The 24,478-nt window shown below is 64.9% G+C and carries 30 protein-coding genes, 1 tRNA gene and 2 pseudogenes; 18 read left to right on the top strand and 15 right to left on the bottom strand.

From position 1 onward, the window contains the following. Window positions 1-181: pseudogene (locus KBY65_RS12570) on the top strand (hypothetical protein); the annotation flags it as partial. Between the two features lie 157 nt (window positions 182-338). Here KBY65_RS12570 and KBY65_RS12565 read toward each other — a convergent pair. The 4 genes from KBY65_RS12565 to KBY65_RS12550 all read right to left on the bottom strand — a co-directional run bounded on the left by KBY65_RS12565 (window position 339) and on the right by KBY65_RS12550 (window position 3,936). Beyond that, window positions 339-2,009 carry a formate--tetrahydrofolate ligase gene (locus KBY65_RS12565; RefSeq protein WP_254987660.1) on the bottom strand — a complete coding sequence of 557 codons (1,671 nt, stop codon included), beginning with the start codon at window positions 2,007-2,009 and terminating at the stop codon, window positions 339-341. A 131-nt stretch (window positions 2,010-2,140) separates the two neighbouring features. Further along, complete coding sequence (locus KBY65_RS12560; protein WP_254987661.1) at window positions 2,141-2,503, bottom strand: AbrB family transcriptional regulator; 363 nt, start codon at window positions 2,501-2,503, stop codon at window positions 2,141-2,143. Between the two features lie 138 nt (window positions 2,504-2,641). Next, window positions 2,642-3,208 (bottom strand): thermonuclease family protein, encoded by a 567-nt coding sequence (locus KBY65_RS12555; protein ID WP_255001811.1) that lies wholly within the window; start codon window positions 3,206-3,208, stop codon window positions 2,642-2,644. An 89-nt stretch (window positions 3,209-3,297) separates the two neighbouring features. Next, window positions 3,298-3,936, bottom strand: coding sequence for a hypothetical protein (locus tag KBY65_RS12550; protein WP_254987663.1), 639 nt, complete (start codon window positions 3,934-3,936; stop codon window positions 3,298-3,300). 101 nt (window positions 3,937-4,037) lie between these two features. Between KBY65_RS12550 and KBY65_RS12545 the strand changes: the two genes are divergently transcribed. From KBY65_RS12545 to KBY65_RS12535, 3 genes are read left to right on the top strand one after another with little or no spacing between them, the layout of a single operon-like run. Further along, a complete protein-coding gene (locus tag KBY65_RS12545; RefSeq protein WP_255001810.1) occupies window positions 4,038-4,208 on the top strand; it encodes a hypothetical protein in 171 nt (56 codons plus the stop codon). Next, window positions 4,201-4,524, top strand: a complete 324-nt coding sequence (locus KBY65_RS12540) for a hypothetical protein (RefSeq protein ID WP_254987665.1) — start codon at window positions 4,201-4,203, stop codon at window positions 4,522-4,524. Before KBY65_RS12545 ends, KBY65_RS12540 begins: the two co-directional genes overlap by 8 nt. Then, a complete protein-coding gene (locus tag KBY65_RS12535) occupies window positions 4,473-5,084 on the top strand; it encodes a DUF4236 domain-containing protein (protein ID WP_315860083.1) in 612 nt (203 codons plus the stop codon). Before KBY65_RS12540 ends, KBY65_RS12535 begins: the two co-directional genes overlap by 52 nt. Window positions 5,085-5,088: 4 nt before the next feature. Here the strand turns inward: KBY65_RS12535 and KBY65_RS12530 are convergent, their stop codons facing one another. Continuing rightward, window positions 5,089-5,562 carry a hypothetical protein gene (locus tag KBY65_RS12530; protein ID WP_255001809.1) on the bottom strand — a complete coding sequence of 158 codons (474 nt, stop codon included), beginning with the start codon at window positions 5,560-5,562 and terminating at the stop codon, window positions 5,089-5,091. Here KBY65_RS12530 and KBY65_RS12525 point away from each other — a divergent pair. The 3 genes from KBY65_RS12525 (at window position 5,537) to bioA (ending at window position 8,672) form a co-directional block, all read left to right on the top strand. After that, window positions 5,537-5,860 (top strand): MnhB domain-containing protein, encoded by a 324-nt coding sequence (locus KBY65_RS12525; protein WP_255001808.1) that lies wholly within the window; start codon window positions 5,537-5,539, stop codon window positions 5,858-5,860. The genes KBY65_RS12530 and KBY65_RS12525 overlap by 26 nt on opposite strands. A 427-nt stretch (window positions 5,861-6,287) precedes the next feature. Beyond that, window positions 6,288-7,238, top strand: a complete 951-nt coding sequence (locus tag KBY65_RS12520; protein WP_255001807.1) for an RNA polymerase sigma factor RpoD/SigA — start codon at window positions 6,288-6,290, stop codon at window positions 7,236-7,238. Between the two features lie 150 nt (window positions 7,239-7,388). Further along, window positions 7,389-8,672 (top strand): adenosylmethionine--8-amino-7-oxononanoate transaminase, encoded by a 1,284-nt coding sequence (gene bioA / locus KBY65_RS12515; protein WP_255001806.1) that lies wholly within the window; start codon window positions 7,389-7,391, stop codon window positions 8,670-8,672. Here the strand turns inward: bioA and KBY65_RS12510 are convergent. The 4 genes and pseudogenes from KBY65_RS12510 to KBY65_RS12495 all read right to left on the bottom strand — a co-directional run bounded on the left by KBY65_RS12510 (window position 8,669) and on the right by KBY65_RS12495 (window position 12,581). Continuing rightward, complete coding sequence (locus KBY65_RS12510; protein WP_255001805.1) at window positions 8,669-9,070, bottom strand: fasciclin domain-containing protein; 402 nt, start codon at window positions 9,068-9,070, stop codon at window positions 8,669-8,671. The genes bioA and KBY65_RS12510 overlap by 4 nt on opposite strands. Before the next feature lie 10 nt (window positions 9,071-9,080). After that, window positions 9,081-10,346 carry a CO2 hydration protein gene (locus tag KBY65_RS12505; protein ID WP_255001804.1) on the bottom strand — a complete coding sequence of 422 codons (1,266 nt, stop codon included), beginning with the start codon at window positions 10,344-10,346 and terminating at the stop codon, window positions 9,081-9,083. After that, window positions 10,310-11,554 (bottom strand): annotated as a pseudogene (locus KBY65_RS12500) (NADH-quinone oxidoreductase subunit M). Before KBY65_RS12500 ends, KBY65_RS12505 begins: the two are co-directional and overlap by 37 nt. Window positions 11,555-11,924: 370 nt before the next feature. Next, window positions 11,925-12,581 (bottom strand): DedA family protein, encoded by a 657-nt coding sequence (locus tag KBY65_RS12495; RefSeq protein ID WP_254987669.1) that lies wholly within the window; start codon window positions 12,579-12,581, stop codon window positions 11,925-11,927. A 63-nt stretch (window positions 12,582-12,644) separates the two neighbouring features. Here KBY65_RS12495 and KBY65_RS12490 point away from each other — a divergent pair, with 63 nt between their 5' ends. The 3 genes from KBY65_RS12490 (at window position 12,645) to KBY65_RS12480 (ending at window position 16,670) form a co-directional block, all read left to right on the top strand. Then, complete coding sequence (locus KBY65_RS12490) at window positions 12,645-14,081, top strand: TrkH family potassium uptake protein (protein WP_094561285.1); 1,437 nt, start codon at window positions 12,645-12,647, stop codon at window positions 14,079-14,081. 12 nt (window positions 14,082-14,093) lie between these two features. Beyond that, window positions 14,094-14,798, top strand: a complete 705-nt coding sequence (locus KBY65_RS12485; RefSeq protein WP_094561286.1) for a potassium channel family protein — start codon at window positions 14,094-14,096, stop codon at window positions 14,796-14,798. Window positions 14,799-14,864: 66 nt separating this feature from the next. After that, window positions 14,865-16,670: an SLC13 family permease gene (locus KBY65_RS12480; protein WP_255001803.1), complete on the top strand. Its 1,806-nt coding sequence runs from the start codon at window positions 14,865-14,867 to the stop codon at window positions 16,668-16,670. A gap of 6 nt (window positions 16,671-16,676) precedes the next feature. On the opposite strand, the gene KBY65_RS12475 is transcribed toward KBY65_RS12480, so the two are convergent. Continuing rightward, window positions 16,677-17,744, bottom strand: coding sequence for a calcium/sodium antiporter (locus KBY65_RS12475; protein WP_255001802.1), 1,068 nt, complete (start codon window positions 17,742-17,744; stop codon window positions 16,677-16,679). Between the two features lie 542 nt (window positions 17,745-18,286). Beyond that, window positions 18,287-18,370, bottom strand: a tRNA-Leu gene (locus KBY65_RS12470). A 41-nt stretch (window positions 18,371-18,411) separates the two neighbouring features. Here KBY65_RS12470 and KBY65_RS12465 point away from each other — a divergent pair. Genes KBY65_RS12465 through KBY65_RS12445 form a run of 5 tightly spaced genes read left to right on the top strand, consistent with a single transcriptional unit; the run spans window position 18,412 to window position 21,220 of the window. After that, complete coding sequence (locus KBY65_RS12465; protein ID WP_094561292.1) at window positions 18,412-18,663, top strand: NAD(P)H-quinone oxidoreductase subunit L; 252 nt, start codon at window positions 18,412-18,414, stop codon at window positions 18,661-18,663. 4 nt (window positions 18,664-18,667) lie between these two features. Further along, window positions 18,668-19,009, top strand: coding sequence for a DUF3007 family protein (locus KBY65_RS12460; RefSeq protein WP_094561293.1), 342 nt, complete (start codon window positions 18,668-18,670; stop codon window positions 19,007-19,009). Between the two features lie 29 nt (window positions 19,010-19,038). Continuing rightward, window positions 19,039-19,869 (top strand): tryptophan synthase subunit alpha, encoded by an 831-nt coding sequence (gene trpA, locus KBY65_RS12455; protein WP_255001800.1) that lies wholly within the window; start codon window positions 19,039-19,041, stop codon window positions 19,867-19,869. A gap of 11 nt (window positions 19,870-19,880) precedes the next feature. Then, the gene (locus tag KBY65_RS12450) at window positions 19,881-20,465 is read left to right on the top strand and encodes a DUF938 domain-containing protein (RefSeq protein ID WP_254987675.1); all 585 of its coding nucleotides are present in this window, start codon (window positions 19,881-19,883) and stop codon (window positions 20,463-20,465) included. Beyond that, a complete protein-coding gene (locus tag KBY65_RS12445; RefSeq protein ID WP_255001799.1) occupies window positions 20,465-21,220 on the top strand; it encodes a class I SAM-dependent methyltransferase in 756 nt (251 codons plus the stop codon). Before KBY65_RS12450 ends, KBY65_RS12445 begins: the two co-directional genes overlap by 1 nt. Window positions 21,221-21,257: 37 nt before the next feature. On the opposite strand, the gene KBY65_RS12440 is transcribed toward KBY65_RS12445, so the two are convergent. Next, window positions 21,258-21,539, bottom strand: a complete 282-nt coding sequence (locus tag KBY65_RS12440) for a hypothetical protein (RefSeq protein ID WP_255001798.1) — start codon at window positions 21,537-21,539, stop codon at window positions 21,258-21,260. A 94-nt stretch (window positions 21,540-21,633) separates the two neighbouring features. Between KBY65_RS12440 and KBY65_RS12435 the strand changes: the two genes are divergently transcribed. Next, window positions 21,634-21,900 (top strand): YciI family protein, encoded by a 267-nt coding sequence (locus tag KBY65_RS12435; RefSeq protein WP_254987677.1) that lies wholly within the window; start codon window positions 21,634-21,636, stop codon window positions 21,898-21,900. 7 nt (window positions 21,901-21,907) lie between these two features. Here KBY65_RS12435 and KBY65_RS12430 read toward each other — a convergent pair whose 3' ends face one another. After that, a complete protein-coding gene (locus KBY65_RS12430; RefSeq protein ID WP_255001797.1) occupies window positions 21,908-22,297 on the bottom strand; it encodes a c-type cytochrome in 390 nt (129 codons plus the stop codon). A 124-nt stretch (window positions 22,298-22,421) separates the two neighbouring features. Beyond that, window positions 22,422-22,787 carry an AbrB family transcriptional regulator gene (locus KBY65_RS12425; RefSeq protein WP_094561300.1) on the bottom strand — a complete coding sequence of 122 codons (366 nt, stop codon included), beginning with the start codon at window positions 22,785-22,787 and terminating at the stop codon, window positions 22,422-22,424. A gap of 176 nt (window positions 22,788-22,963) precedes the next feature. On the opposite strand from KBY65_RS12425, the gene KBY65_RS12420 reads away from it, so the two are divergent. Further along, the gene (locus KBY65_RS12420; RefSeq protein ID WP_255001795.1) at window positions 22,964-23,518 is read left to right on the top strand and encodes a GNAT family N-acetyltransferase; all 555 of its coding nucleotides are present in this window, start codon (window positions 22,964-22,966) and stop codon (window positions 23,516-23,518) included. Beyond that, on the top strand, window positions 23,511-24,041 hold the full coding sequence (locus KBY65_RS12415) for a Nif11 domain/cupin domain-containing protein (protein WP_255001793.1): 531 nt from the start codon (window positions 23,511-23,513) through the stop codon (window positions 24,039-24,041). The genes KBY65_RS12420 and KBY65_RS12415 overlap by 8 nt, the downstream gene beginning before the upstream one ends. On the opposite strand, the gene KBY65_RS12410 is transcribed toward KBY65_RS12415, so the two are convergent. Then, entirely contained in the window at window positions 23,977-24,468 is a 492-nt protein-coding gene (locus KBY65_RS12410) for a phosphate-starvation-inducible PsiE family protein (RefSeq protein WP_255001791.1), read from the bottom strand. The genes KBY65_RS12415 and KBY65_RS12410 overlap by 65 nt on opposite strands. Window positions 24,469-24,478: the final 10 nt, after the last annotated feature.

The following is a 24,478-nucleotide window of genomic DNA, read 5'->3' as shown; positions in this document are numbered from 1 at the left end:
TGACGCCATCGCTGATGCCATCGAATGGATTGGTCTCTTTAGTGAGCCCGACCATCCCAGCAGCTGGATTGGGGTGGAGGTAAGCAGCACCAATGGCGACTGGCGCACCTGCCGCCTGCCGGGACCCCTGCTTTGTCCGCTGCCGCGCTTAGCTACAAGCCTTAATCACCATTTCCTTTAGAGCTGACAACAGAAAACCCCCAGGACAGAAGAGGAATTCTGGGGTTGATCCTGCGTCGATGCGCGCAGAAGCAGAGCCCGCTTGTATTACTCCATAAGGCTAAATCTTCTCCGGCAAAGCATTCATGACGCGGCTATTTCCGCGTACGAGTTTCTCTTTAAAAGAGTCCAATCGTCTCGCCGTTCTCGTCGATGTCGATCCCAAATGCGGCAGGCTGGGTGCCGAAGCCCGGCATCAGGAGCATGTCGCCGCAGAGAGGTACCAGCATCCCGGCGCCCGAATAAACGCGGATGTCGCGGATTGGCACCGTGAAGCCCGTGGGGCGGTTCAGCTGTTTCGGATCGTGCGAGAGCGAAAGGTGTGTCTTCGCCATGCAGATCGGTAGGTGGGCGAGGCCCTGCTTCTCATAGCGTGCGATCGCCTCCTTCGCGGCGGGCGCAAGATCGATCCCGCCGGCACCGTATATGGTCTTCGCGATTTTCTCGATCTTCGTCGCGATCGACTCGTCGTCGGTGTAGAGCATCTGGAAGTCCGACTCGGCTTCCGCAGCAGCGGCGACAACCTCGGCGAGCTCGATGGTGCCCTCTCCACCTTGGCCGAAGCCGTTGTGGATTGCGGCGCCAAAGGCACCGGCCTCGAGCGAGCGGGTCTTGATCAGCTCTAGCAGCTCGGTCTCGTCATCGGGACGTGTGTTGATGGCGACGACTGGCTGGATCCCGAATGCGCGGACGTTCTCAATGTGCTTCGCGAGGTTCGCCAAGCCCGTCTCGACCTCGGCTTCCATCTGCGACATCTCCGCCTTCTCCCGCCAGTCGCAACCACCGTGATGGCGCAGCGCGCGCACGGTTGCGACTATCACGACCACGTGCGGCCTGAGGCCGCCGACTCGGCAGACGATGTCCATGAACTTCTCCATCCCGAGATCGGCAGCGAAGCCCGACTCGGTGATCACGAACTCGCCCAGCTTGAGAGCGATGCGATCGGCGATGACGGAGTTGTTGCCGTGGGCGATGTTGGCGAAAGGCCCGGCGTGCATGAAGCAGATCTGACCTTCAAGGGTTTGCACGATGTTCGGCTTGATTGCGTCCTTTAGGAGAACCGCCATCGCGCCTGCGACCTTGATGTCCTCCGCCGTGACGGGCTCACCATTGGGGGTGTATCCGACGGTGATCGCACCAAGCCTCTTGCGCAGATCGTGGAGGTCGGTCGCGAGCGCCACGATCGCCATCACTTCGCAGGCGGCAGTGATGTCGAACCCCGATTCGGTAGGAATGCCGTTCTTCCCGCCGCCGAGTCCGCCGACGATGTTCCGGAGCTGACGGTCCGTGACGTCGACCGCGCGGCGCCAGGTGACGACTGCGATCTCCGGTTTGTGCCGGTGGAAGCGGTGCGCATCGACGAGGGCCGATAGGAGGTTGTTCGCGGCGGTGATCGCATGCGTGTCACCTGTGAAGTGGAGGTTGATGTCCTCCATCGGCACGACCTGGGCGTACCCGCCGCCAGCAGAGCCACCCTTGACGCCGAAGACAGGCCCGAGCGATGGCTCGCGAAGCGCGAGGATCGCGCGCCTGCCGATCTTGCCGAAACCTTGCGTTAGCGAGACCGACGTCGTGGTCTTCCCCTCACCGGCGGGGGTTGGCGTAATTGCCGTCACGTTGATCAGCTTCCCGTCCGGTACTCCTGCGAGACGATCGAGAATGGAGAGATCGACCTTGGCCTTGTAGCGACCGTAGAGCTCGAGCTCGTCGGGCTCTATGCCTACCTCGGCTGCGACATCGGCAATGGGGCGCATAACTGCTGCCTGCGCGATTTCGAGGCTTGAGAGCATGGGTCGAGCCTTTATGAAGGTACTAGTGGCTTTCAGCAGCGGCTGCAAGCTCAGAAACGAGATTGTCGTTGTAGAAACACACCAGCATGAACGTCTCGATCAGCTCGGGCGTCTTGCTCACTAGCAGCTGCTCACTCCTCTTCTGGGCTGCCCAAAGGAATCAACTTGATCTGCTTGCGGCCCAGCTTGATCTCAAACTCATCGCCGGGTAGGAGGTCGAGCACGGCTGTGTAGGCCTTACCTACCAGCAGGTTGCCGTTGCCCTGAACAGTTGCCACATAGCTAAGGCTGCGCCCACCCTTGCCCCGGCCGGCGCTATCGGCGCCGAGGCTTACACCCTTGGCACCGAGCAGGGCCTCATAGAACGCAGTGAAGTTGAGGCGCTCACTGCCATCTTTTTTGGTGCTCACATAGCCGCACTCACGCACGAGCTCGGACTTGGAGACATCGCCTAGCTCCTTGACCTTGGCGAGCAGTTCGGATCCGGTGAGCATGATGATATTTGCCTGATTTTCAGAAGGTACCAAACTCAGATGCTGTGTCAATCCAGTACATCAGCAGGCAAGCCATTACTGCTACAGACTTCTGTAAAAACCAGTAGTGCAGCTACGAAATATGGCAGACGATGACTGTCAGCGGAGTGCTTCGCAGGCTTCTCCATCGCCATTTCCATCTAGATAGCCGTGCCCTTGCCGCAGCAACTGCTGGGCCTTGGCGTAAGAGCCGATCTCTGAGCAGCGGTAGCGGCGTCCGCCGGGAGTGGTGCCATCAGGGATGGCGGCTGAACGCCGTCCGCGGCGGAAGTCCCAGGGGCGGGTGATGCCGCCCTCTACCTGCCAAACGCCAAAATGCCGCCGGCTGGCTCGGTATTCCGCGTCCAGATACTCCTTGGCATCGCAGCCGCTCAGGTACTGCCGATACGCGAATGCCTGACCGTCTTCCACCAGCGCCAGGTTGATGTTGATGTCCGAGATCACCTCGGCAACCGAACGGCCGTAGCGATCGGTGGTCTTGACTTCGAGCCTGACCTCGCGCCCGACAGGGAGCCTCTGCTGCAGGTAGCTGCGAGCCTGCTGCCCGTGGGGGCTCTGGGCAGTCTCCGGGGCATCGATGCAGGCCAGCCGTACGGTCAGGGCTTTGCCGGCCTGGCGAACGCGGATGGTGTCGCCATCGCCGATCGAGAGCACGATGGCGCTCAAGCCTTGTTGCTCAGCCAGGCCTGCTTGCACGCCCAGCCAACCCAGGCCCAATACACCGATTGCTGAGCAGAGCCGCAAAGCTGAATCGCTCAACGCATCCCGGAGCTTGGGGCTGTGCGCTCGAGCAGCAGCTCCAACTTGCGGTCCTGACGCTCCAGCGCGGTAAGGAAACCTGCAACGGTCATGCCAAGGACAGTCAGCCAGGCCAGTGATGTCCAAGCGATGATTCGCCACAGCCCTTTGTGCTCATCGTTGGCAGGCTTTGCAGCAGGGCTCTGAGTAGGGCTGGGCAGATCAGTACCAAGATCTAGAACCAGTCGCAGCAGGGCTTCTGGAGTTGCTGCGACCAGTGCGCTGGAGATGTCCGATGCAGGCACCTGCTGGGATAGCAACTCACGGCAGTGCTGGAGCCCACCCCCTGCCCAAAACAGGCCCCAGGCCCGTTTATCGAGCTGCAAGGCCACCCAGCGGTGCGGGCGGGCGTCATTGCGGATCAACTGCGCAGCCTTGGCCAGGCTCCAGCTGCGGCCAGCAGCCACAGATGGCTGGGACTCCAGCAGCAACCGACCTTGGGGGTCACGGGTGTAGCCAGTGACGACCTGCAGGGAGAAAACATCAATGACCTGAACTTTGCTGCCTGGCTTGCGCTGCTGCACCTCCGGCGACCAGAAGACCAGCGCCCCGCGCTCCTCAGCTAGGCAGCCCTCCATCTGGGTGTTGGTGGGCATCGCGCGCTCGCGCCTCGGCTACTGGTTGCTCAAGTCTGCCCCCATTGCTCTTGCACAAGAGCAGCAGCAGACCGATCGTTGGAACTCCCAGCCACCTGCAAATGTCCCCAGGCGATTCCAGTGACGATCCCTATGTGCGGATGAGCCTTGAGCTGCGCCAATCCATCGTGGTGTGGCTGGATGACTTGCGCAAGGAGTGGGGAATCCGCAGCCGTGGTGACCTGGTGAGCCGCCTGCTCGATGAACTGGCAAAGCCCACCACCGATGAGTAAGCCACTGTTGATTGCCGTCGGGATCCTGCTCAGTACCAGCGCAACGCTGGCCCAGCAGCCGGTGCAACCGCTGCCCAAGGCGGGAGGCTGCCCGCTTGGCTACTACAGCTCTGGCGGCTACTGCGTGCCCAGCTCCGGTGGCAACACCCGCGGCGCCATTGAGAAAAGTGGTGCTGGCTGCCCGCTGGGTTTTTATTCCTCTGGCAACTACTGCCTCAGCAGCCCTAGTAACGAGCGGGAAGCGATCCAGAAAAGCGGCAAGGGATGCCCGCTGGGCTGGTATTCATCAGGCGGCTATTGCGTCAAGAGCCGCTGATCGCCATGGGCTTCCGCTTTCGACGCTCCGCCCGCCTGGGCCCACTGCGTTTCAATTTCAGCAAGGGTGGATTGAGCTCCATTTCCGTTGGTGGGAGGGGCGCTTCGTTCAACATCCCCGTCGCCCGCAGTGGTGGTGCGCGCACCACGGTGGGAGTTCCGGGCACCGGTCTGAGCTGGAGCGTGGAGCACGCGCCGGTTCGTCCAGCTGTGATCCCTGCCGGGAGAGCGGAAGGGCTACCCAACAGCCGCCGGCTAAAGCCGGGGCAGCTTGATGCACTGAAGCAGCAGTTATTGGAGGTGCTGCGGCAGGAGCTGTTTGCTCCTGACTCCACCGGGGAGCAGCTCTGGGACCTGGGCTTGGTGAGCCGCCTGCTTGCTGCTGGCTCCTTAGCTGCACGAACCGCTGGCCTGCTCGCCGTGATCGAAACTCCCGAGGCCATGGAGGCATATGTGCTGCGGGCCCAGGGACAAGACGATGCCAAACGACGGGCTCAGCGCTGTATTGAGGCGGTACAAGAGGTCTCACGGCTGGCGACGGCCAGGGGCTGGTTGCGCTGACGGCTCATGCCAGGCGCTCTTCTGAGAGCTGGCGGAAGGCATCGTTCAGCAACACCACCTCGGAGAACGACTGCTCGAGGTCAGAGAAACGCTGGGGGTCAAACAGCTGATCGAGATCGAAGCTGAGAATCGGCCGGATGCTGGCCGGCACGCTGAGGAAGTCATTGAGCTTGCGCAGCATCTCGGCAGCGCTGGCGTGGGCCTGCCGCAGCTTGTACTCCTCCGCCTCAAAGGCAGTCAGCGCCTGCTGCAACTGGGGAATCGCCGATTCGAGCAATTCATTGCCCTCTGCTTTCTCCAGTGTTTCCACCAGCGCTGACGTCAGCCCAGCCAGCTTGGTGAGCGCATCGGCAGTCCAATGGCGCTCCTTGAGGCAAGCCATGGCAGCGCGCACCGCCTTGGCCTCCACTGAGAGGTCATCGAGCAGGCTGATCCCAGCACTCTGCAGCCAGGTGGTAACACCGCTAGCGGCCCGCAACCGGCTGCGCTCCACCGGCGGCACAGCCATTGGGCTGCAGCTGATCAGCGGTGGAGCCGATCGCAGCGAGCGGCTGTTTCAGCGCTATCGAGCCGACCTCTGGGAAAAGGCCGCGGTGCTGGGGTTCCTGCTGGTGGCCCTGCCGGCCCTGCTCGGGGTCAGGCTCGGCAGCAGCGGCTTTGGCACGCTGCTCAGCGGTGGCTGGATCCCCCTGCTCAATTTGCTGGTAGCTCTGAAGGTGACCCTGGGCTCATGGGCCATGGTGCAGCGGCTGGTGCGGCACCGCGGGCTGCTCTGAGCGGGGGCACGTCGTCACCATCGGCTGAGCCCAGCAGCAGCTCGTCCAAGCCAGTGCTCTTGCAGGGGCATCCGTTGCAGGGTGCTTTTTTGGTTTGGCCCCAATTCTGGGAGAGGAGATCGCCAAACGATCAGAGCTGTTGATGTGAATACAGCATTGATCTTTGCACTGTGATACCCAACCTGGGCCCTGATTCGTTAAGTGCAGCGAGATCCCAGACCTCCCCCCAGCCATCTCCACAGACGTTCCCCCCGCAACGACAGCGTTGACGGGCTTGATTCGTCCAAATCAGCTGCCTCCCAAAGGATCCCATCAATGATGAGTGCTCCTGATCACCATGATTTAGGTTGCTTTTCAGGCAGCAAAACGCCTCCAAATAGGCGCCACAGTGATTAAGGTTTCGCGACTCACAGCGGATATCCACCCGATGCCTGCGCCACAGAAGCTCCGCCGCGGAGACTGCGACGCGATCAGCCGGCACTTGCGTGCCATCGGTCGGGTGCCCCTGCTCACGCCTGAGGAGGAAATCAGCCTGGGGCGGGCCGTGCAAAACGGCCAAAAACTGCTGGAGACAGCGGAAGAAATGAAGCTGCGCTGCGGCGGCCAGGAGCCCTGCCTGCAGGCCTGGGCCCTGGAGCTGGGCCTGACACCCCGTCAATTGCAGCGCCAACTGCGGCAGGCGGAGCGCGCCCGCGAGCGGATGGTGACCGCCAACTTGCGGCTGGTGGTGAGCATGGCGCGGCGCTACAGCCGTGGGCGCCTGGAACTCGACGACCTGATCCAGGAGGGGACCCTCGGCCTGATCCGCGCTGTCCAGCGCTACGACCCAAGCCGGGGCTATCGGTTTTCCACCTATGCCACCTGGTGGATTCGCGAAGGCCTGGGCCGGGCCCTGCAGCAGCAGGGCCGCAGCATCCGACTGCCGGCCCACATGCAAGACCGCCTGCAGCGTCTGCGGCGCTGTCAGCAGGAACTGCGCCAGATGCTCGGCCGCGAAGCCAGCCTCGAGGAGCTGGCGGACGCCACCGAACTCAAACCGCTGGACATCCGGGAAGCACTGTTCCGCGCTCAGGAACCGCTCAGCCTCGACAGCGGCCACGGTTCGGAAGAGAAGCTGCGCCTGCTCGATACGCTGCGCTGCCAGGCCCAGCTGCCCCAGGACATGCTCACGGCCCATCTGTTGCAGAGCGACCTGGGGGCACTGCTCGAGGAGCTGCCTGCCCATGAAGCCGAGTTGCTGCGGTTGCGCTACGGCATCGACCAACCGCACCCCTCAACCTCAGCGCCATCGCCCGGCAGATGGGCATCAGCCGCGACCAGGCCCGGGGGGTTGAACGCCGCGCCCACGCAGCGATCCGGCGCCTGTCGCAACGGGTGATCGACTATCTGGAAGCCTGATGCCCATGCGCCGTCCGCAATCTCTCCGCAGCCCGCATGAGCTGAACTACGGCCCAATGGCATGTGAATGGGACCAAGAGCGGTGCATGCTGAGCGGCGGCCGGCATGGCTGACACCGCGAGCTGACACCATGAGCTGGCACCCCCACCTCTGGCACCCCACCACCCAGGTGGCCACGAGCCCCGAGCCGCTGCAGGTGCACTCCGCCCGCGGCAGTGAGCTGGTGCTCGCCGATGGTCGCCGCCTGATCGATGCGATCAGCAGCTGGTGGGTGACCCTCCATGGCCACGCCGAGCCCGCCATTGCGGCGGCGATTGCCCGCCAGGCCCAGCAGCTGGAGCAGGTGATCTTCACCAACTTCAGCCACGCCCCCGCCGAACAGCTGGCCACCCGGATCAGCGCCCTGACGGGCCTCGAGCGGCTGTTCTTCTCCGACAACGGCTCCACCGCCGTGGAAGTGGCGCTCAAGATCGCCTGGCAGTGGTGGCGCAACCAGGGCAGTGGCGACGCGGCGGGACTGCGCCGGCAGGTGATTGCCTTCGAGGGGGCGTACCACGGCGACACCTTCGGCGCGATGGCGCTGGGGGAGCGCTCGCTGTTTACCGACCCCTATGAGCCCCTGTTGTTTGCCGTGGCCCGTGTGGCCTGGCCCCACAGCCACTGGGGCGACGACGCGGTGGAGCAACGGGAACACCACGCCCTGCGCCAGCTCGAGCGGGCCCTGGAGACGCCTACCGCCGCCGTGATCCTCGAACCCCTGATCCAGGGGGCCAGCGGCATGCGGGTGGTGCGGCCGGCCTTCCTGCGGGCCGTGGCCGAGCGGGTGAAAGCCGCCGGCGCCCTGCTGATCGCCGATGAGGTATTCACGGGCTTCGGTCGCACGGGCGACCTGTTCGCCTGCCGCCGGGCCGGCATTCAACCCGACCTGATGGCCCTCTCCAAAGGCCTCACCGGAGGCTTCCTGCCGATGGGGGTGACGATGGCCAGCGAGCGGCTCTACCAGGGCTTCATCAGCGAGCGGCCCGAAGCCACCTTCTTCCACGGCCACAGCTTCACCGCCAACCCCCTGGGCTGTGCCGCGGCGCTGGCCAGCTTGGATCTGCTCCAGGCCCACCCCGAGCGCTTCCAGCAGTTCGAGCTGCGCCACACGCCCCTGCTCGAGGAGCTGGCCCAGCACCCCTTGGTGCGGCGGCCGCGCTGCGTCGGCACCATGGCGGCCTTTGATGTGGAAGCTGGCGAGGCCAGCTACCTCAATCCCGTGGGCAAACAGATCCAGCGCCACTGCCTAGAGCAGGGCGTGTACCTGCGCCCGCTGGGCAACGTGGTGTATCTGCTGCCGCCCCTGGGGATCAGCACCCCCCAGCTTGAGCAGTGCTACGGCGCTCTGCGTTCAGCCGTCGACGCCCTGGCTTAACCCGGCAGGATCACGCGATCGATCACATGCACCACGCCGTTGTCGCAGGCGATGTCGGCCGTCACCACGGTGGCGTTTTTCACCTCGAAGGGATCGGCGCGGCGGATCGGGATCGGGGCGCCTTCCAGGCTCGGCAACTCCGGCTGCGCCACCAGGGCCTCCCGGGTGTGGGCACCAGCGATCACGTGATACTTCAGGATCCGCGCCAGCTGAGGTGGGTTGTCCACCAGGGTCTGCACCGTGCCGGGGGGCAGGGCAGCAAAGGCGTCATCCACCGGCGCCAGCACCGTGAAGGGCCCTGGGCCCTCCAAAGCGCCGCGCAAAGCGGCAGCGTCCACCGCGGCCAGCAAGGTGTTGAACACCCCGGCGCCGGCGGCGGTTTCAAGAATCGTGGCCATGGCAACTCTCCTAGCGGTAGTCCTGGGTCTGGATGTCGGGCAGGCGTGCTTCCGGGCGCAGGAAACGATCCATCTGGGCCTCGAAGAAGCGGCGATTGGCCAACAGGTGCTCGGAATCGGTGTCATCCAGGGGATAGAGCAGGGCACAGCGCAACGCCTGGATCACCGCTGAGGTGACGTTGTACATCGAGCGCTGGAAGCTGATGCCCAGTTGGATCAGCTGGTCTTGCTCACCGCGCTTGTGCTGGCTGTAGAGCTCCTGCAGATAGGGCTGCAGGAAGTGGAGCATGTCTTGCATCAGCAGGGTGGGCGGGATGCCGGCCGAGCCCACTGGATACAGATCGGCATAGAGAATGCCGTAGTGGAAGTCGGCCTGGGCAGCCGGCACCTGATCGACCTGGGCGTTGTAGCTCTTGGTGCCGCGGAACGGCGAGGTGCGATAAAACACTGCCTCCACATAGGGCAAGGCTGCCTCGTAGAGCCAGGTGAATCCCTCGCTCTTGGGGATGATCTCGAAGCACTCGCCGCGAATGAACACGTGGTGGTAGATGGGCCGGCCTGCTACAGCGAAGATGCCATTCACCAGGAAGTCCATCGCCTGGGGCACCGTGGTGAGCTGGCCCTCGTCGTAGAGGTCGCTCATTTCAAAGAACACAGGCGCCATCACCTCCCAGAACAGCGCAAGGTTGGCGTAGAAGCTGAGCTGCTTCACTTTTTCCAGGAACAGATCTGGAAACAGGCGATACAAGCCGAGCATCACGGGATTGCCCTTGAAGTAGGCCTTGATCGCCCGATCGGCGTTGGCCCGGTAGGCGTCGCTCTCGAGATAGTCGTTGAAACGACCGCCCATGCCCTGATGCCAGAACATCGCCTGCATGCAGGCCTCGGCGAACTCCATTTTCACCCGGTCGTGCCAGAGGTGATGCAGCAGCCGGGGCATGCGGGTGGTTTCGCCCTGCGCCATGAACGCCAGCAGCTCCGGATGGGCTTTCTCACCGCCGCGCCAGATCCGCAGCTTCGATTGATCGCCGGCGTAGCTGTTGGGGCGATCGAGATACGCCTGGGAGATGAAGTATTTGAACGCTGGCAGTGGCTCGAGAAACACACGCTCGGCGATATAGAGCAGGTCGCGCCAATAGAAGTCCATCGGCACGGCATAGGCCTTGTAGATGCCGATGATCTGCTGCAGGTTTTCGGGCGTGTCGGGCAGCATCGAACCACCAGCCTCCAGCCGGTGGATCACCTCGGCGTAGCGATGGGTGGAGGGGGGGGGCATACGGGCAACTGGGAGCGCAGGGCAATGGCGGCGGTGGCGGTTTCGCTCCAGCCGGTGAGGCCGGCGGGCCAGAGACCGGTGAGCAACACCAACGCAGTGAGCACGAGGGCCGGCAGGCGTTCACCCCAGCGGGTGCCTTGCCAATCGGCGCGAGCGTTGTCGAGGCGGCCAAAGCCCACCCGGTTGAACAGCCGCACCGCGTAGACGGCCGTGAAACCGGAGGCTGCCAGGCACACCAGGGTGGCGCGGGGGAACACGGTCCAGCTGCCCTCGAACACCAGCAACTCCGCCGGAAAACCTGCCAGGCCGGGGATACCGGCCGCCGCCATTAAGGCCAGCAGCAACAGGCCCATCGTGAAGGGCAAGCCGCGGATCGGGTTGAGCAGCCCAGAGAGCTCTGAGATCTGCGACGTGCCGGTCTTGCGCTCGATCAGCCCCACGCAGGCAAACAGCAACGCCACGATCAGGCCGTGGGCGATCACCTGGGCCACCGCCCCCTGCAGGCTCATCGGGGTGGCGGCTGCCAGTGCCAGCACCAGCAGGCCCATGTGGCCCAAGGAGCTGTAAGCCATCAGCCGGCGGATGTCGGTGGCGGCGATGGCGTTGAGGGCGCCATACACCGCACTCACCGCCCCGGCCGCTGCAATTCAGGGGGAAAAGGACGTCCAGGCATCAGGCAGCAGGCCCACGCCGAAACGCAGCAGGCCATAGGCGCCCAGCTTGGACACCACCCCACCCAGCAGCATCACCACCGGCGCCGGCGCCTCGGAGTAGCTGAGGGGCTGCCAACCGTGCAGCGGCACCACCGGCAGCTTGAGGCCGAAGCCCAGCAGCAGCAGCACCAGCACCCAGGCCTGGGCCCCAGGGGGCAGGGGGGCTGACGCCAGAGCATCAAAGCTGAAGCTCACCGCCGCATCAGCGCCGGCAGCCCCCTGGCCCAACCAGCCGAAGGCCAGCACGCCGCCCAGCAGGCTCAAGCCCGACACCGCGCCATAAAGCAGAAAACGCACGGCGGCACCAGCCCGGCGCGCCCCGCCCCAGATGGCCACCAGCAGGGTGGTGGGGATCAGCACCAGCTCGAAGGCCAACACGAACAACAGAGCGTTGTGGGCCAGAAAGGCCCCCGTAACGCCGAGATTGGTGGCCAGCAGCAGGGGGTAATAAAGCCGCGGCCGGCTTTGGTCCGCCGGTGAGGCCAGCACCGCCATGGCGGTGAGCAGGGCGGTGAGCAGCACCAGCGGCATCGACAGCCCATCAAGGGCCAGATCCAGGCTCAACCCCAGCTTCGGTAGCCAGTTGAGAGTCAGGGCCACAGGCAACTGACGCCAGACCAGCAGGCCCTGGGCCTGGCCATGATCAGCCCAGTCGTCTCGCCGTGATGGCCTGCACCAAGTGCGGCTGCCGCCTGGGCCGTGGCCGGGGTGGCGCTGGCGCTGTCGCTCCTCTCCGACAGCCTGATGCAAGGCGACATCCCCTTGGGCGAACCGAGCCGCCTAGACCGCTCGAACGAGGCCCCAGCTCCGAGCGAAGCCAAAGGTTCCAACTAACCCGCAGCGCAGGCGATCGTCAGCACAGGGCTCAACCAGCCCGACGGCGCGCCAGAACGACCTTCACCAGCAGCGCCACCACGCCCGCCCCCAAGGCAATCCAGGCCAGCAGCTGAATCATCTGGGACCAGGGAGCCAACCATCCCTCCACCTGCGCATAGCCCTTGCCCATCGCCTGGCCCGCCAGGGTGAGTAGCAGGGTCCAGATCAGGCTGCCAGCGGTCGTCCAGGCCAGAAAAGCGGGTTGAGGCATCGTCTCGATGCCCGCCGGCACCGACACCAGGGTGCGCAGGCCAGGAATCAGCCGCCCCCAGAACACCACGGCCGCCCCATGCCGGTTGAACCAGCGGCGACTGCGGGCCAGATCGCCGACCTGGATGCCCAGCCACTTGCCCCGTCGCTCCAGCCACTGGCCGATTCGCTCCTCGCTGATCAACCGGCCGATGCCATACCAAAACCAGGCCCCCAGCACGGTGCCCACCAGCCCGGCCAACACGGTGGGGAGCAACTCCAAACGCCCCTGGTAGACCAGATACCCCCCATAGGGCATCACCACCTCCGAGGGGATGGGTGGGATGAGGTTTTCCAGCAACATCACCAGGGCGATGGCGCCATAGCCCAGCAGCGGGTTGGCCTCCACCGCCGAGCCGATCAGGTTGGACAAACCGTCGACTGAGGGCAGCGTCAAGGGAAAACCCTGGTGTCCGGGGTGATTAGGGTAAACATCGCTTTGGCATCGCCCCAGGCTCCGATGCGGCGATCTGCCCCAAGCCCTGCCACTGCCCCCAACCTGACCGCCGCCACCCCCTGGAACGCGGTCAAAACGTGGCGGCAGCAACTCACCGTGCCGCAGTTCACGGTGGTGACCGGTGCCCTGGTGATCGCCTTCGGCACCGTGATCCTGGCCAGCCCGCTCTGCTCCACCGACGCGGTGGGCCTGTGGGAGGCACTGTTCACCGTGACCTCAGCGATCACGGTGACGGGGCTGTCGATCATCGACATCAGCCGCGACCTCACCGCCTTTGGCCAGGTGGCCCTGGCGGGCCTGATCATCACGGGCGGCCTGGGCCTGATGGCGATCACCACTTTCCTGCAGGGTTTCGTGCAGGGCCACTCGGGCCTGCGCCACCGGCTCGACAGGGGCCGGGCCCTCGACGACTTCGGCGTGGGCGGCATCGGCCCCACCTTCAACAGCATCCTGATGACGGGCTTCTGCGTGATGGGCCTGGGCACCGTGGTGCTCTACGTCTTCGGTTTCACCGACATCAACAATCCGCTCGAGCGCCTCTGGGCTGCGCTGTTTCACTGCATCAGCGCCTACAACAACGCCGGCTTCGGCCTCTGGAGCGACAACCTGGTGCACTACCGAGACAACCCCGTGGTGAATGGGGTCATCGCCACCATGGTCGTGGTGGGCGGCATCGGCTGGCGGGTGATCAACGACCTATGGAGCAACCGGGCCCGACTGCAACGGATGCGCCGGCTCAGCCTGCACACCCGTCTTGTGCTGCGCAGCACGGTGCTGCTGATCGGCTTTGGCGCCCTAGGCCTGCTGTTCACCGAGCACTTCGCCGCCGGCGGCGTGATGGAAAATCTCCACTGGTGGCAGCGGATCCAGGTGACGCTGTTCCAATCGATCACCGCCCGCACGGCAGGCTTCAACACCGTGCCCCTGTCGATCCAGACCTTCTCCGACGCCGGCTTGCTGCTGTTGATCGTGCTGATGTTCATCGGCGCCAGCCCCGGCGGCACCGGCGGCGGCATCAAAACCACCACCTTCGCCACCCTGATGGGAGCCACCCGCTCCACCCTCCAGGGCCGGGAAGAAGTGGTGATCCACCGGCGCCAGATCCCCGACACCGTGGTGCTGCGCGCCGTGGGTGTAACCCTGGCGTCGGCGATCTTCGTGATCCTGATGGCCCTGCTGCTGGGGCTCGGGCCAACCACCACTGGAGAGCCGACCAGCATCAGCTTCAACTTCCTGGAAAAGCTGTTCACCTGCGTGTCGGCCTTCGGCACCGTGGGTTTTGACCTGGGCGTGACCGCCCAGCTCAACCGCTGGGGCCAGCTGGTGCTGATGGTGGGCATGTTCGTGGGCAGACTGGGCATCCTGCTACTGCTCTCAGCGATCTATGGCAGCCGGCCCCAACCGCGCGTGGGCTATCCCCGCGAAGAGCTCTACATCTGAACTCCCAAACCCATGACGAACTGGTGGCACTGGAACCCTTCGGAAGGCGCCATCAAGGGAGGGTTTGCGGTGATCGGCGTGGGACGCTTCGGCTCCGCCGTGTGCAGCGAACTGAGCAAGGCCGGGGCCGAGGTGCTGGCGATCGATGCCAGCCAGCGGGCCATCGATGAGCTGCGCCAGATGGACCCCGCCATCGAAGCGCGGGTGGTGGATTGCACCGACGAAGAGGCCCTAAGGGCCGCCGGCGTGCTCGACATGACCACGGTGGTGGTGGCCATGAGTGATCCGATCGAAGCCAGCGTGACCGCCACCTTGATCGTCAAGGACGGTGCCGGCAGCCGGGTGAAACAGGTGATCGCCAGGGCCACCAGCGATCTGCACATGAAGATGCTGCAGCGGGTGGGGGCCGATCGGGTGGTGTTCCCCTCGAAGATGCAGGGGCACCGGCTCGGCATGGAGCTGGTGCGGCCCAACCTTCTGGAGCGCCTGCGCCTCGACGACCGCAACAGCATCGAGGAGATTCGCGTGCCCCAGGCCTTCATCGGCCAGTCGCTGCGCGACATCAATCTGCGCAAGAACTTCAACGTCAGCGTGCTGGCCGCCGGACCCGACAACCAGCTCACCGTCAATCCACCCGCCTCCCACGTGCTCCAGGCCGGCGAGCTGCTGGTGGTGATGGGCGCCAGCGACGCCCTGGCGGAGCTGCCCGGGGCGTAGACATCGAGGCGTTGCACATTCTCGATCGACTTACCGGGTTATTGTCAACAGTCCGCGCGATCGGCCATGTCTGAGCTCTCCGTCGCCCTGCTTCAGCCCGGGGCGCTCACCACCCTGCTGGTGCTGGCTGGATCGGTGGTGCTGTTCATCAGCGGCTGGCTGGCACCGGAGGTCACAGGCCTGCTCGCTGCCGCGCTCCTGATCGTCACGGGAGTGCTCAACCCCACAGAGGCGCTGGAGGGCTTCGGCAGCCCCGCCCTGATCACCCTGATGGGCCTATTTGCCCTCTCGGCCGGGCTGTTCCGCAGCGGCGGCCTCGATCGGCTGCGGGCCCTGATCGGCTCCGACGCCGTGCGCAGCCCCAAGCGGATGATCACCCTGATGGTGGCAGCCGTGGGGCCGGTGTCGGCCTTTGTGCCCAACACTCCAATCGTGGCCAGTCTGCTGCCGGTGATCGAGGGCTGGTGCCAGCGCCGCCGCATCTCCCCCTCCAAGGTGCTGCTACCGCTGTCCTTTGCCACGGTGCTCGGCGGCACACTGTCCCTACTGGGCAGTTCGGTCAACCTGCTGGCCAGCGAGGTGAGCAGCAAACTGGGCTACGGCGCCTTCGGCCTGTTCAGCCTCACACCGATCGGGCTGGGTGTGTGGCTGGTGGGCGGTTTGGTGATGGTGCTGCTGGCCGATCGCTTTCTGCCCGACCGCGGCAGCAACGACGACGATCTGGTCGCCAGTCTTGCCAGCAGCGGCTACCTCACGGAGGTGAAGATCCCCGCCGACTCCGAGCTGATCGGCGAGTCGCTGCACGGCAGCCGCTTGCAACGCCGCTTCGACGTGGACGTGCTCGAGTTGCACCGCGCCAACGAGCGCTTCCTGCCCCCCCTGGCGGACCGCACCCTGATGCTGGGTGATCGCCTGCTGCTGCGCTGCAGCCGCGAAGACTTGCTGCGGCTGCAGCAGGACCACACGGTGGTGTTAGCCCCGACCCCCGAAGAAGCAATCCGCCCAGACCAGCAGAACAACCAGCGAATGGTGGAGGTGCTGCTGCCCTCCGGCTCCTCCCTGGCCGGCGACTGCCTGCGGGATCTGCGCTTCCGCCAGCGCTACAACGTGACCGTGCTCGCCCTGCGGCGCGGCAACGCCGTGCTGCGCGAACGCCTGGGCCGGGCCCAGCTGCGCGAAGGGGATGTGCTGCTGCTGCAAGGGCCGAAGGATGCGATTCGCGGCCTTCAGGCCAACAACGATCTGGTGGTACTCGAGCAACTGGAAAAAGACTTGCCGACCGTGAGTCGCAAGCGGGTGGCCCTGGTGATCGCCGCTCTGGTGATCCTGCTGACAGCCCTGAATGTCATTCCCCTGGTGGCAGCGGTGCTGTTGGGCACGGTGGCGATGGTGGCCACGGGCTGCCTGCGGGCGGGGGAATTGCAGCGGGCGATCCGCCTCGATGTGATCCTGCTGCTCGGATCGCTGGCCAGTTTCAGCGTGGCGCTGGAAAAAACCGGTCTGGCTGCGGCCCTGGCTCAAGCCTTGCTGAACGGCCTGCAGAGCTGGCCGGTGTACGCCGCGCTGGTGGTGGTGTTTCTGTTCACCACGCTGCTCACCGAGGTGATGAGCAATGCCGCCACCGTGGCCATGTTGATTCCGATTGCCGGTCAACTCGCCCAAGGCCTAAACCAGCCGCCGATGGCCTTCATCTACGCCGTGCTGTTCGGGGCCAGCCAGAGCTTTCTCAGCCCGGTGGGGTATCAGACCAACCTGATGGTGTTCGGCCCCGGTCGCTACCGCTTCCTGGATGTGGCCCGCTACGGCCTGCCGCTGACGATGGTGATGACCCTGCTGGTGCCCTGGCTCGTGTGCCGCCAATTCGGGATCTGATCCCGCTCAGGCGTGGCGATCCTGGCGCCAACGCAGGGATTGCCACACCAGAAACACCAGCACCACAGGCACCACCACCACCAGGGCGACGATGCGAAACTCATCCACCGCCGAGGTGACGGTGTTGGTGAGCACTTGCTCCACCAGATACAGCCCGTAAAGGCCCACCAGGATTCCGCCTTCGAGGCGGGAGATCACGCCGTGGGTCCAGAAGATCGGCAGACAGGCCAGGGTGGTGAGCACCATGATCGGGAAATCGCGATTCACCATCACGGGATCCACCGCCAAGCCCTGGCCACCGGAGGCCAGGCCACACAGCCCGAGAATCAGCAGTTGGTTGAGCAAGTTGCTGCCCACCACATTGCCGATCGCCAGATCGGCCTTGCCGCGGTAAGCCGCCACCAGGGAGGTCACCAGCTCCGGCATCGAGGTGCCGGCGGCCACGATCGTTAACCCGATCACGGTTTGGCTGACACCCAGGCTGACTGCAGCAGCAGTCGCTCCCTTCACCAGCACCTGGGATCCCACCACGAGCAGCACCAGGCCGGCCGCCAGCTTGGTAGCGGCCACGGCAGGAGTAGCGCGATCGCTGTCGTCGATGTCGTCTACCTCATCGGGATGCTCTCCAGCGGTGCGCATCTCCCAAACCAGGTTGATAACCAGCACCACCAGCAGGGCTAGGCCGGCCTGCCAGGTGAGCCGTCCCCCGGAGGCCATCCCCCACACCGCCATCGACACCCCTAATAAGAGGGGCACATCGCGGCGCACCAACCGGCTCTTGACCCGCAGGGGCACCACCAGGGCGCTGAGGCCCAGCACCACCAGCACGTTGAAGATGTTGCTGCCCACCACGTTGCTCACCGCGATCGCATCGCCGCCCTGGATCGCGGAGATCAGGCTCACGAACAATTCCGGTGCGCTGGTGCCGAGCGACACCACCGTGAGGCCGATCACGATCTGGGGGATGCCCAGCAACAGGGCCACAGCGGTTGACCCGCCCACAAACAGCTCCCCGCCGCCGAACAGCAGCAAGATGCCCACGAGGATCTCAATGGCACTGGGCACAAGGGTCATCACGCCAGGGCCAGCGGGGGAACAACGTGGCGTGATTCTGAAGGGTCAACCACCAAAAGATCGGGCGTCGAAACGCCCGACCTAGCCCCCTGGCACGCCAGAGGCTGATGGACGAAAAATTAATTCGCGTTTATCTGCAACGGGAGCGCCTTCTCGGGGCCTAGCGCTGACCCAACAGCTCTTCCCAAGTCAGGGGCTGGGCCATGGGCCGTCCCTGGGGACGCTGGTGGATGGGGCAGCTGGGGTAGCTGACCCGGTTGGATCGACTGGATTTGGAGCGAGTTGAGAAGGAAATCGAAGAAAACATCACAAATGAAATGAACGGATATGGATCTCGCACCGGAAGACCGCCATCCCCCGCAGGGAATCACACATGGCGGTCTGGCTGAACAATCTGACGCGTGGGCCTGTCTTGGTCGGCAATCCCCAGGAAGCGCAGGGGATGAATGGTGCTGGTTCCGGCCTGCGCGGGCTCTGAAGCCCGCCGGCTTCTGCCGGATGTCGTGATCTTAGACCGAATTCCAGCCCAAGCAGCAGGAATATGGGGGCAGGGGGACTTGAACCCCCACAACGTTGCCGTCTGCGGATTTTAAGTCCGCTGCGTCTACCAATTCCGCCATGCCCCCGGCCTGGGCATCCTAAATTCAATTCACTCCACAGTCCCGCTGTGTCGCTGCCCGGATTGCTCTCTTCCATCTCCCCGGACACGCTGCTGGTGCTGGCGGCCTACGTCGTGCTGGGCGGCAGCTACCTGGTGGCCGTCCCTCTGCTGCTCTACGCCTGGATGATCAAGCGCTGGACCGTGATGGGCAAGCTGGAGCGCCTCGGCGTCTACGGCTTGGTGTTCCTGTTTTTCCCAGGCCTGATCCTGTTTGCCCCGTTCATCAATCTGCGCATGGCAGGCCAGGGCGAGGTTTGAACCCATGACCAACGGCAAGGCCCTGCTTCTCGCCCTGGGGGTCTTCGTTCTGGGGGGCCTGGGTTATGTGCTGTTTCAGTTCGGCGGGTTTGAGGGCTTCTCGGCTGGCATCGCCGCCTCAGCCCTATTGATGGTGCTGGTGCTCGCCTGGACCGGCAGCTATCTGTTTCGGGTGGTCACCGGTCAGATGACGTTCATCCAGCAACGCCAGCAGTACCGCGAGGCCTACGACGCCTTCACCACCGAAGAGCTGCAACGCAAGTTTGAGGCCCTCAGCCCCGAAGAGCAGGAGCGCCTGCTGCGGGAAACGGGTCAACTGGAGGAAGCCCCCCAGGGCGAGGCATAGGCTCACAGGCCGAAGCCCCTTTCGCTGCCGTGACTGCTGCTGCTGTGACTGCCGCCCCCACCCCAATTAAGCAGCGTTTCACGGCCCTGCGGCAACAGGGCCGCTGCGCCCTGATGCCCTTTCTGATGGCGGGGGATCCTGATCTGACCAGCACCCGGGCCAGCCTGCTGGCGCTGCAGGCCCACGGTGCCGACCTGGTCGAGCTGGGCATCCCCTACAGCGACCCCCTGGCCGACGGGCCGGTGATCCAGGCCGCCGCCAGCCGTGCCCTCAAGGCCGGCACCACCCCAGCCGGGGTGCTGGAGATGCTCCGCTCCCTCAAGGGTGAGCTCACCGTGCCGGTTGTGCTGTTCACCTACAGCAATCCCCTGCTCAACCGGGGCATGGAGGCCTTCTGCACCGCTGCTGCCGCCGCGGGAGCCGCCGGGCTGGTGGTGCCCGACCTGCCCCTGGAGGAAGCGGAGAAGCTCTCGGCGATCGCGGCCGCTGCGGGCCTGGATCTGGTCCTGCTGGTAGCCCCCACCACCCCTGCTGAACGGTTGGGCAGGATCCATCACGCCAGCCGCGGCTTCACCTATCTGGTGAGCGTCACCGGCGTGACGGGCGTGCGCACCAACCTGGAATCGCGGGTGGGCACCCTGGTGGGCCAACTCAAGGCCCAGGGCGACACGCCGGTGGCCGTGGGCTTTGGCATTTCCGGCTCCGAGCAAGCCCGCCAGGTGCGCGACTGGGGAGCCGATGGGGCCATCGTGGGCAGTGCCCTGGTGAAGGTGATGGCCGAAGCCCACGGGCAGCAGGCCGACGTAGCCGCCGCGGCCGGGCGCTTCTGCGCGGAGCTGCGCGCGGGCCTCGACGCCTGACAGGCCAGCGCGTGCTGTTTTCCCCCGCCTGCGAACGCAACCAGGGCCCGATCCTGGCGGTGCTCCAAGACTGGCTCCCTGCCGGTGCCCAGGTGCTGGAAATCGGCTCGGGCAGCGGCCAACACGCCGCGTTCTTCTGCCAGCAGATCGCCGGCCTCACCTGGCAGGCCAGTGAGCGCCAGGACAACCTGGCAGCTCTGCAGGCCCAGCTGGCGGCCCTGAGCCCAGGCCTGCCGCCTGCCATCGCCCTTGATGTGACGGACGCAGGGCAGTGGCCCCGCCAGAGCTTCGATGCGGTGTTCACGGCCAACACCGCACACATCATGCCGGCTACGGCCGTGCCCCTACTGCTGGCCGGCGCGGCCCGGGTGCTGCGACCAGGCGGGGTGCTGCTGCTCTACGGCCCCTTCCACGACGGGGGCGTGCACACCGCCGCCAGCAATGCCGCCTTCGACCAACACCTGCGCAGCCTCGATCCGGCCATGGGGGTGCGTGACGCCCTGGAGCTGGTGGAACAGGCCCAGGGCCTCGGCCTCGCGGCCCTGGCCGATGTGGCCATGCCCGCCAACAACCGGATCCTGGTGCTGCAGCGGTGATGAGTGACGTCAGCAACTGGTTTGGCGCCGTGGCCGCTGCCTATGCCCGCCACCGGATCACCTACCCAGCAGCCTTCTACGCCGCCTTCCTGGCTCGCCTCCCCGCCAATCCCCTGGTGTGGGATTGCGGCTGCGGCAGCGGCCAGGCCTCGGTGGATCTTGCCGAGGCTGGTGCCCGGGTGATCGCCACCGATGCCAGCGCCGCCCAGCTGGCGGCGGCCGGCCCCCACCCCCGCATCCGTTATCAGCAGGCCGATGCCACCGCCAGCGGCCTGGGCGATGCCAGCCTCGATGGAGTGCTGGTGGCCGCGGCCGTGCACTGGTTCGCCGGCGAGCCCTTCAACTCGGAAGTGCGGCGTGTCTGCAAACCAGGAGCCGTGATGGCCTGGATCGGCTACCTGCCGTTGCTGTTGCCCGAGGCACGGCTCCAGGCCCCACTGGATGCCTTCCACAACAGCACCCTGGCACCCTGGTGGCCGGCCGAGCGGAAATGGGTGGAGGAGTCCTACGCCGGCCTCGTCTTCCCCGGCGAGGAGTGGCCCTTTCCGACCGGACTCTGGATCGAACGCCACTGGACCCTGAGCGAGCTGATGGCCCACATCGGCACCTGGTCGGCGGTGCAGCGCAGCCGGGAAGCCGGGATCGATCCTCTGCCCGCCCTGCAGGCAGAGCTGGCCGTCCTCTGGCCCGACGCGGGCACGGCACCGCTGACGGTGCGCTGGCCGTTCATGGGGCGCTGGGGATCACCAGGCTGAGCAGCCGGTAGCCCCCGCTCCATCCGACCAGAGGCGGTCAGAGGTGGTATTTGGTCGCTGCCTGGTTTTTGCAGGTGGTCTTAGCCACATCAATCGACTGACGCTTCTTCATCTGCTGCACCACGCAATCGCAGGTGAAATCCTGCATCCCTTCGGGAGCGGGCTTGCCGGATGCCTTCACCTCATCGTTGACCGCCTTGAGGCAGTACTTGCGAACCATCTGATCCATCATGTTGTCTCCAGCCAGGGCGCCAGCGGAAGCGAGTCCGAAGCCTGCGACCATCAACACAACACCAAGGCCCAGGGAGCGGCGGCGCATGAACATCCAGAAAGCGATGTCTCAAACGTAACGCCACTGCAAGACACCTGTGGCGTGGCACCCGTAGCCTCAGGCGCGACCGATCACCACCACCATGCGCTTCGTGCTCTGGGGCACCTACTGCGACAACGCGCTCGAGAGGCGCACCCCTTACCGGGAAGAGCATCTAGCTGGGCTGCAAAAGCTTAAAGATGCCGGCACCCTGATCACCCTCGGCCCCACCGAGGGCAGCACCCACGTGTTCGGCATCTACGAAGCCGACAGCCTGGACCAGGTGGAAACCCTGGTGAAAGGTGACATCTACTGGCGCCAGGGCATCTGGACCGAAGTGAAGGTGTACCCCTGGATTCAGGCCTTTTAAACAGGTTTCAAGCCCGCGGCCAGTCCAACTGGGCCTGCTGCCACACGTAGTCGGCCACCGCCTCCGGTCCGCCGTCTCCGAGCACGGCCCCATAGCCCGACATCTGTCCGAGCCCAACGGCGGCGATGGCGGCAATTCGCTGGGCATCGTGGATGCCATTGCGCTCCAGGGCGGCCAGCCGCAGGGTTTTGCCGCGGCGAATGATGTTGCCGCCGTTCACATGGCAACCCGCGCAGTGATTCGCAAACAGCTGGCCCCCATCGGGGCCCGCAAGGTCCGCCCAGGCTGGTGCCGCCCCAGCCAGCAGCAGCGCCATCAGCAGCACCGGCAGCACGCCCCGCAACACGGTCCGCCACCAAGCCGAGCCATCCCAGCTGCTCTGCACCACCACGTCCATTCCGTTATCGCTGGTTCCAGTGTGCGCCTACGGCGGCAAGGCCGGCCCAACAAAAAACCCCGGACAAGCCGGGGTGATCTGTCGTCAGACATCTGGCAATAGGCCTATCGGCCGAAGCCAAAGCTCACTCTTCGTCTTCGTCGGTGGCGCCGGCGGGAATCAGACGAATCTGTTTACGACCAAGCTTGATCTCAAATTCATCACCGGGCTTGAGATCGAGAAGGGCCGTGTAGGCCTTGCCGATCAACAGGTTGCCGTTGCCCTGAACGGTGGCCACATAGCTGAGCTTGCGACCGCCCTTGCCAACCTTGCCAGTGCCGCCAAGCTCAACACCCTTGGCTTCCAGCAGAGCCTCGTAGAAGGCCGTGAAATTGAGGCGCTCGCCGCCGTCTTTCTTGCTGGAGACATACCCGCAAGCCCGGACGATCTCCGACTTGCCCACATCGCCAAGCTCTTTGACCTTGGCCAACAGTTCTGATCCAGTGAGCATCGATTTAGGGGTTGGGTGGGATGGGAGGGGACTTCCCAAGGTGATTACATCCAGAATGTACAGCATTAACAGCAGCTGCCAAGCTTTACCATTCAAATCAACGCCAGAAGATTCAGCCCACTTCCAATGGCGCGGCGGGGCGCAGTGATAGAAAGCACACCGAGGTGGTGAGATGGATGGAGAGCCTGCGTGTGCTGCGTCCGGGCGATCTTGATCAGGTGACTGCTGTGTATCGCGAGGCGGTGATCAGCCAGGCCCAAGGCCTCTACACCCCTGCCCAGATTGCGGCCTGGTCCAACCACGCCACCAGCAGCAACACCATCAAAGAAGCGCTGCAGCGTGGGTACGGCCTGGCCAGTTGCGGCAAACTTGGCCAACACGTCCAGGCCACCGGCGAGACCAGCCCAGCAGTCATTGAAGCCTTTGGACTACTCGATCCCGTCGATCGACTGTCGTTGCTGTACTGCCGCGCACGCTCCTGCCGGCAAGGCCGCAGCAGCGCCATTCTGCGGGCCCTAGAGCTCTATGCCAGGCAACAGGGTTGTCGCCAGTGGCGCACCGAAGCCAGTCAATTGTCGAAACCGTTGCTGCTGCGCCTCGGCTGGTGCATCGATGCGGAGGAAACTGTGATTTTTGCTGGCGAGTCCTTCCAGCGATGGCGGATGATCAAGACCCTGAGCCCATCCCCCGGCTGGACGGGACCTAACGCGGTGAAGACCCCCGGTGGCTGAAGCCCAGCTGCAGCAATTTCTGGACAAGGTGCGCCAGCTGAATGCCTTTGTGGCCCTCAGCGAGGCCGATCCGATCCTGCGCGAGGCGCTGAGAGATTGCAGCGATCACCACGCCGTGGTGGCCCTGGCCCGCAGCCGGGGCTTCGAAATCGGCCGGCGCTGGGGAGAAACCGATCCCCCTGCTGCCGGGGGCGACAACCTGCTGGCTTCAGGCTGCCCGCCGGCGGGCGAAGAATGCATCACCGTGCTGGTCGAGCAGCCCACCTGGCGGCTGGAGCGCATCCATTCCTGTCAGGCGTCAAGCCCGCCGGGCTTCTGGTACGACCAGACTGAACACGAGTGGGTGGTGTTGCTCCAGGGCAGCGCCAGGTTGGCGTTCGACGGCGAAGAACACCAGCGGGAGCTCTGCCGCGGCGACAGCCTGCTGATTCCTGCCCACCAACGCCATCGGGTGGCCGCTACCGATCCTTCTCCCGGATCCGTATGGCTGGCCCTGTTCTGGCAGGAGGCTTGCGGAGGCTGAGGCTGCGCACCAGCCAAAAGGCACCAGCCAGAGCCAGCACAGCCACCCCGAGGCCAGCGAGCAGCTGGGGCTTGCTCTCGGCACCGGGGGGCAGCACGATCACCTTCCGTGCCACGGCGGTCATGGCGGTGAGCAACACCAGCTCGATCTGCACCACGTGGCGGCGCAGGTAGGAGGTGATGTTCTGCAGCACCTCCAGGGCAATCAACAGGGTGAGGAGATCCCCCAGCACTGTGTTGAGTTTGCCACCGAGCCAAGGGGTGTCTGGCTGCACAACCGCCAGGGCCACCACACCGATCAACTGCATGGTGCCGGCCACCATCACCACCAGCAGCACAAACCCGAGAACCTTGGCCAGGAGCTGCTCGCTGCGGTCGATCAGGTAGAGGTAATTGGCGTCCTGCAGCAGCCTGCGCAATTTGATCATCCCCGAAGGC

The sequence above is a fragment of the Cyanobium sp. Alchichica 3B3-8F6 genome (genome assembly GCF_024346435.1).
GTDB lineage: Bacteria > Cyanobacteriota > Cyanobacteriia > PCC-6307 > Cyanobiaceae > Cyanobium_A.
Note: the sequence above shows the minus strand (reverse complement) of the source record. Positions and strands in the feature narration are given on the sequence as shown.

What these genes read in the sequence shown, in the direction of transcription:
- KBY65_RS12490 (WP_094561285.1), top strand. Translation starts at nt 12,645, where the DNA reads ATGCGGCGATCTGCCCCAAGCCCTGCCACTGCCCCCAACCTGACCGCC.
- bioA (WP_255001806.1), top strand. Translation starts at nt 7,389, where the DNA reads ATGAGCTGGCACCCCCACCTCTGGCACCCCACCACCCAGGTGGCCACG.
- KBY65_RS12425 (WP_094561300.1), bottom strand. Translation starts at nt 22,787, where the DNA reads ATGCTCACTGGATCAGAACTGTTGGCCAAGGTCAAAGAGCTTGGCGAT.
- KBY65_RS12535 (WP_315860083.1), top strand. Translation starts at nt 4,473, where the DNA reads ATGCCCGCTGGGCTGGTATTCATCAGGCGGCTATTGCGTCAAGAGCCG.
- KBY65_RS12480 (WP_255001803.1), top strand. Translation starts at nt 14,865, where the DNA reads ATGTCTGAGCTCTCCGTCGCCCTGCTTCAGCCCGGGGCGCTCACCACC.
- KBY65_RS12410 (WP_255001791.1), bottom strand. Translation starts at nt 24,468, where the DNA reads ATGATCAAATTGCGCAGGCTGCTGCAGGACGCCAATTACCTCTACCTG.
- KBY65_RS12430 (WP_255001797.1), bottom strand. Translation starts at nt 22,297, where the DNA reads ATGGACGTGGTGGTGCAGAGCAGCTGGGATGGCTCGGCTTGGTGGCGG.
- KBY65_RS12560 (WP_254987661.1), bottom strand. Translation starts at nt 2,503, where the DNA reads ATGCTCACCGGATCCGAACTGCTCGCCAAGGTCAAGGAGCTAGGCGAT.
- KBY65_RS12520 (WP_255001807.1), top strand. Translation starts at nt 6,288, where the DNA reads ATGCCTGCGCCACAGAAGCTCCGCCGCGGAGACTGCGACGCGATCAGC.
- KBY65_RS12550 (WP_254987663.1), bottom strand. Translation starts at nt 3,936, where the DNA reads ATGCCCACCAACACCCAGATGGAGGGCTGCCTAGCTGAGGAGCGCGGG.
- KBY65_RS12485 (WP_094561286.1), top strand. Translation starts at nt 14,094, where the DNA reads ATGACGAACTGGTGGCACTGGAACCCTTCGGAAGGCGCCATCAAGGGA.
- KBY65_RS12565 (WP_254987660.1), bottom strand. Translation starts at nt 2,009, where the DNA reads ATGCTCTCAAGCCTCGAAATCGCGCAGGCAGCAGTTATGCGCCCCATT.
- KBY65_RS12510 (WP_255001805.1), bottom strand. Translation starts at nt 9,070, where the DNA reads ATGGCCACGATTCTTGAAACCGCCGCCGGCGCCGGGGTGTTCAACACC.
- KBY65_RS12545 (WP_255001810.1), top strand. Translation starts at nt 4,038, where the DNA reads ATGTCCCCAGGCGATTCCAGTGACGATCCCTATGTGCGGATGAGCCTT.
- KBY65_RS12540 (WP_254987665.1), top strand. Translation starts at nt 4,201, where the DNA reads ATGAGTAAGCCACTGTTGATTGCCGTCGGGATCCTGCTCAGTACCAGC.
- KBY65_RS12440 (WP_255001798.1), bottom strand. Translation starts at nt 21,539, where the DNA reads ATGCGCCGCCGCTCCCTGGGCCTTGGTGTTGTGTTGATGGTCGCAGGC.
- KBY65_RS12460 (WP_094561293.1), top strand. Translation starts at nt 18,668, where the DNA reads ATGACCAACGGCAAGGCCCTGCTTCTCGCCCTGGGGGTCTTCGTTCTG.
- KBY65_RS12420 (WP_255001795.1), top strand. Translation starts at nt 22,964, where the DNA reads ATGGAGAGCCTGCGTGTGCTGCGTCCGGGCGATCTTGATCAGGTGACT.
- KBY65_RS12505 (WP_255001804.1), bottom strand. Translation starts at nt 10,346, where the DNA reads ATGCCCCCCCCCTCCACCCATCGCTACGCCGAGGTGATCCACCGGCTG.
- KBY65_RS12475 (WP_255001802.1), bottom strand. Translation starts at nt 17,744, where the DNA reads ATGACCCTTGTGCCCAGTGCCATTGAGATCCTCGTGGGCATCTTGCTG.
- KBY65_RS12445 (WP_255001799.1), top strand. Translation starts at nt 20,465, where the DNA reads ATGAGTGACGTCAGCAACTGGTTTGGCGCCGTGGCCGCTGCCTATGCC.
- KBY65_RS12435 (WP_254987677.1), top strand. Translation starts at nt 21,634, where the DNA reads ATGCGCTTCGTGCTCTGGGGCACCTACTGCGACAACGCGCTCGAGAGG.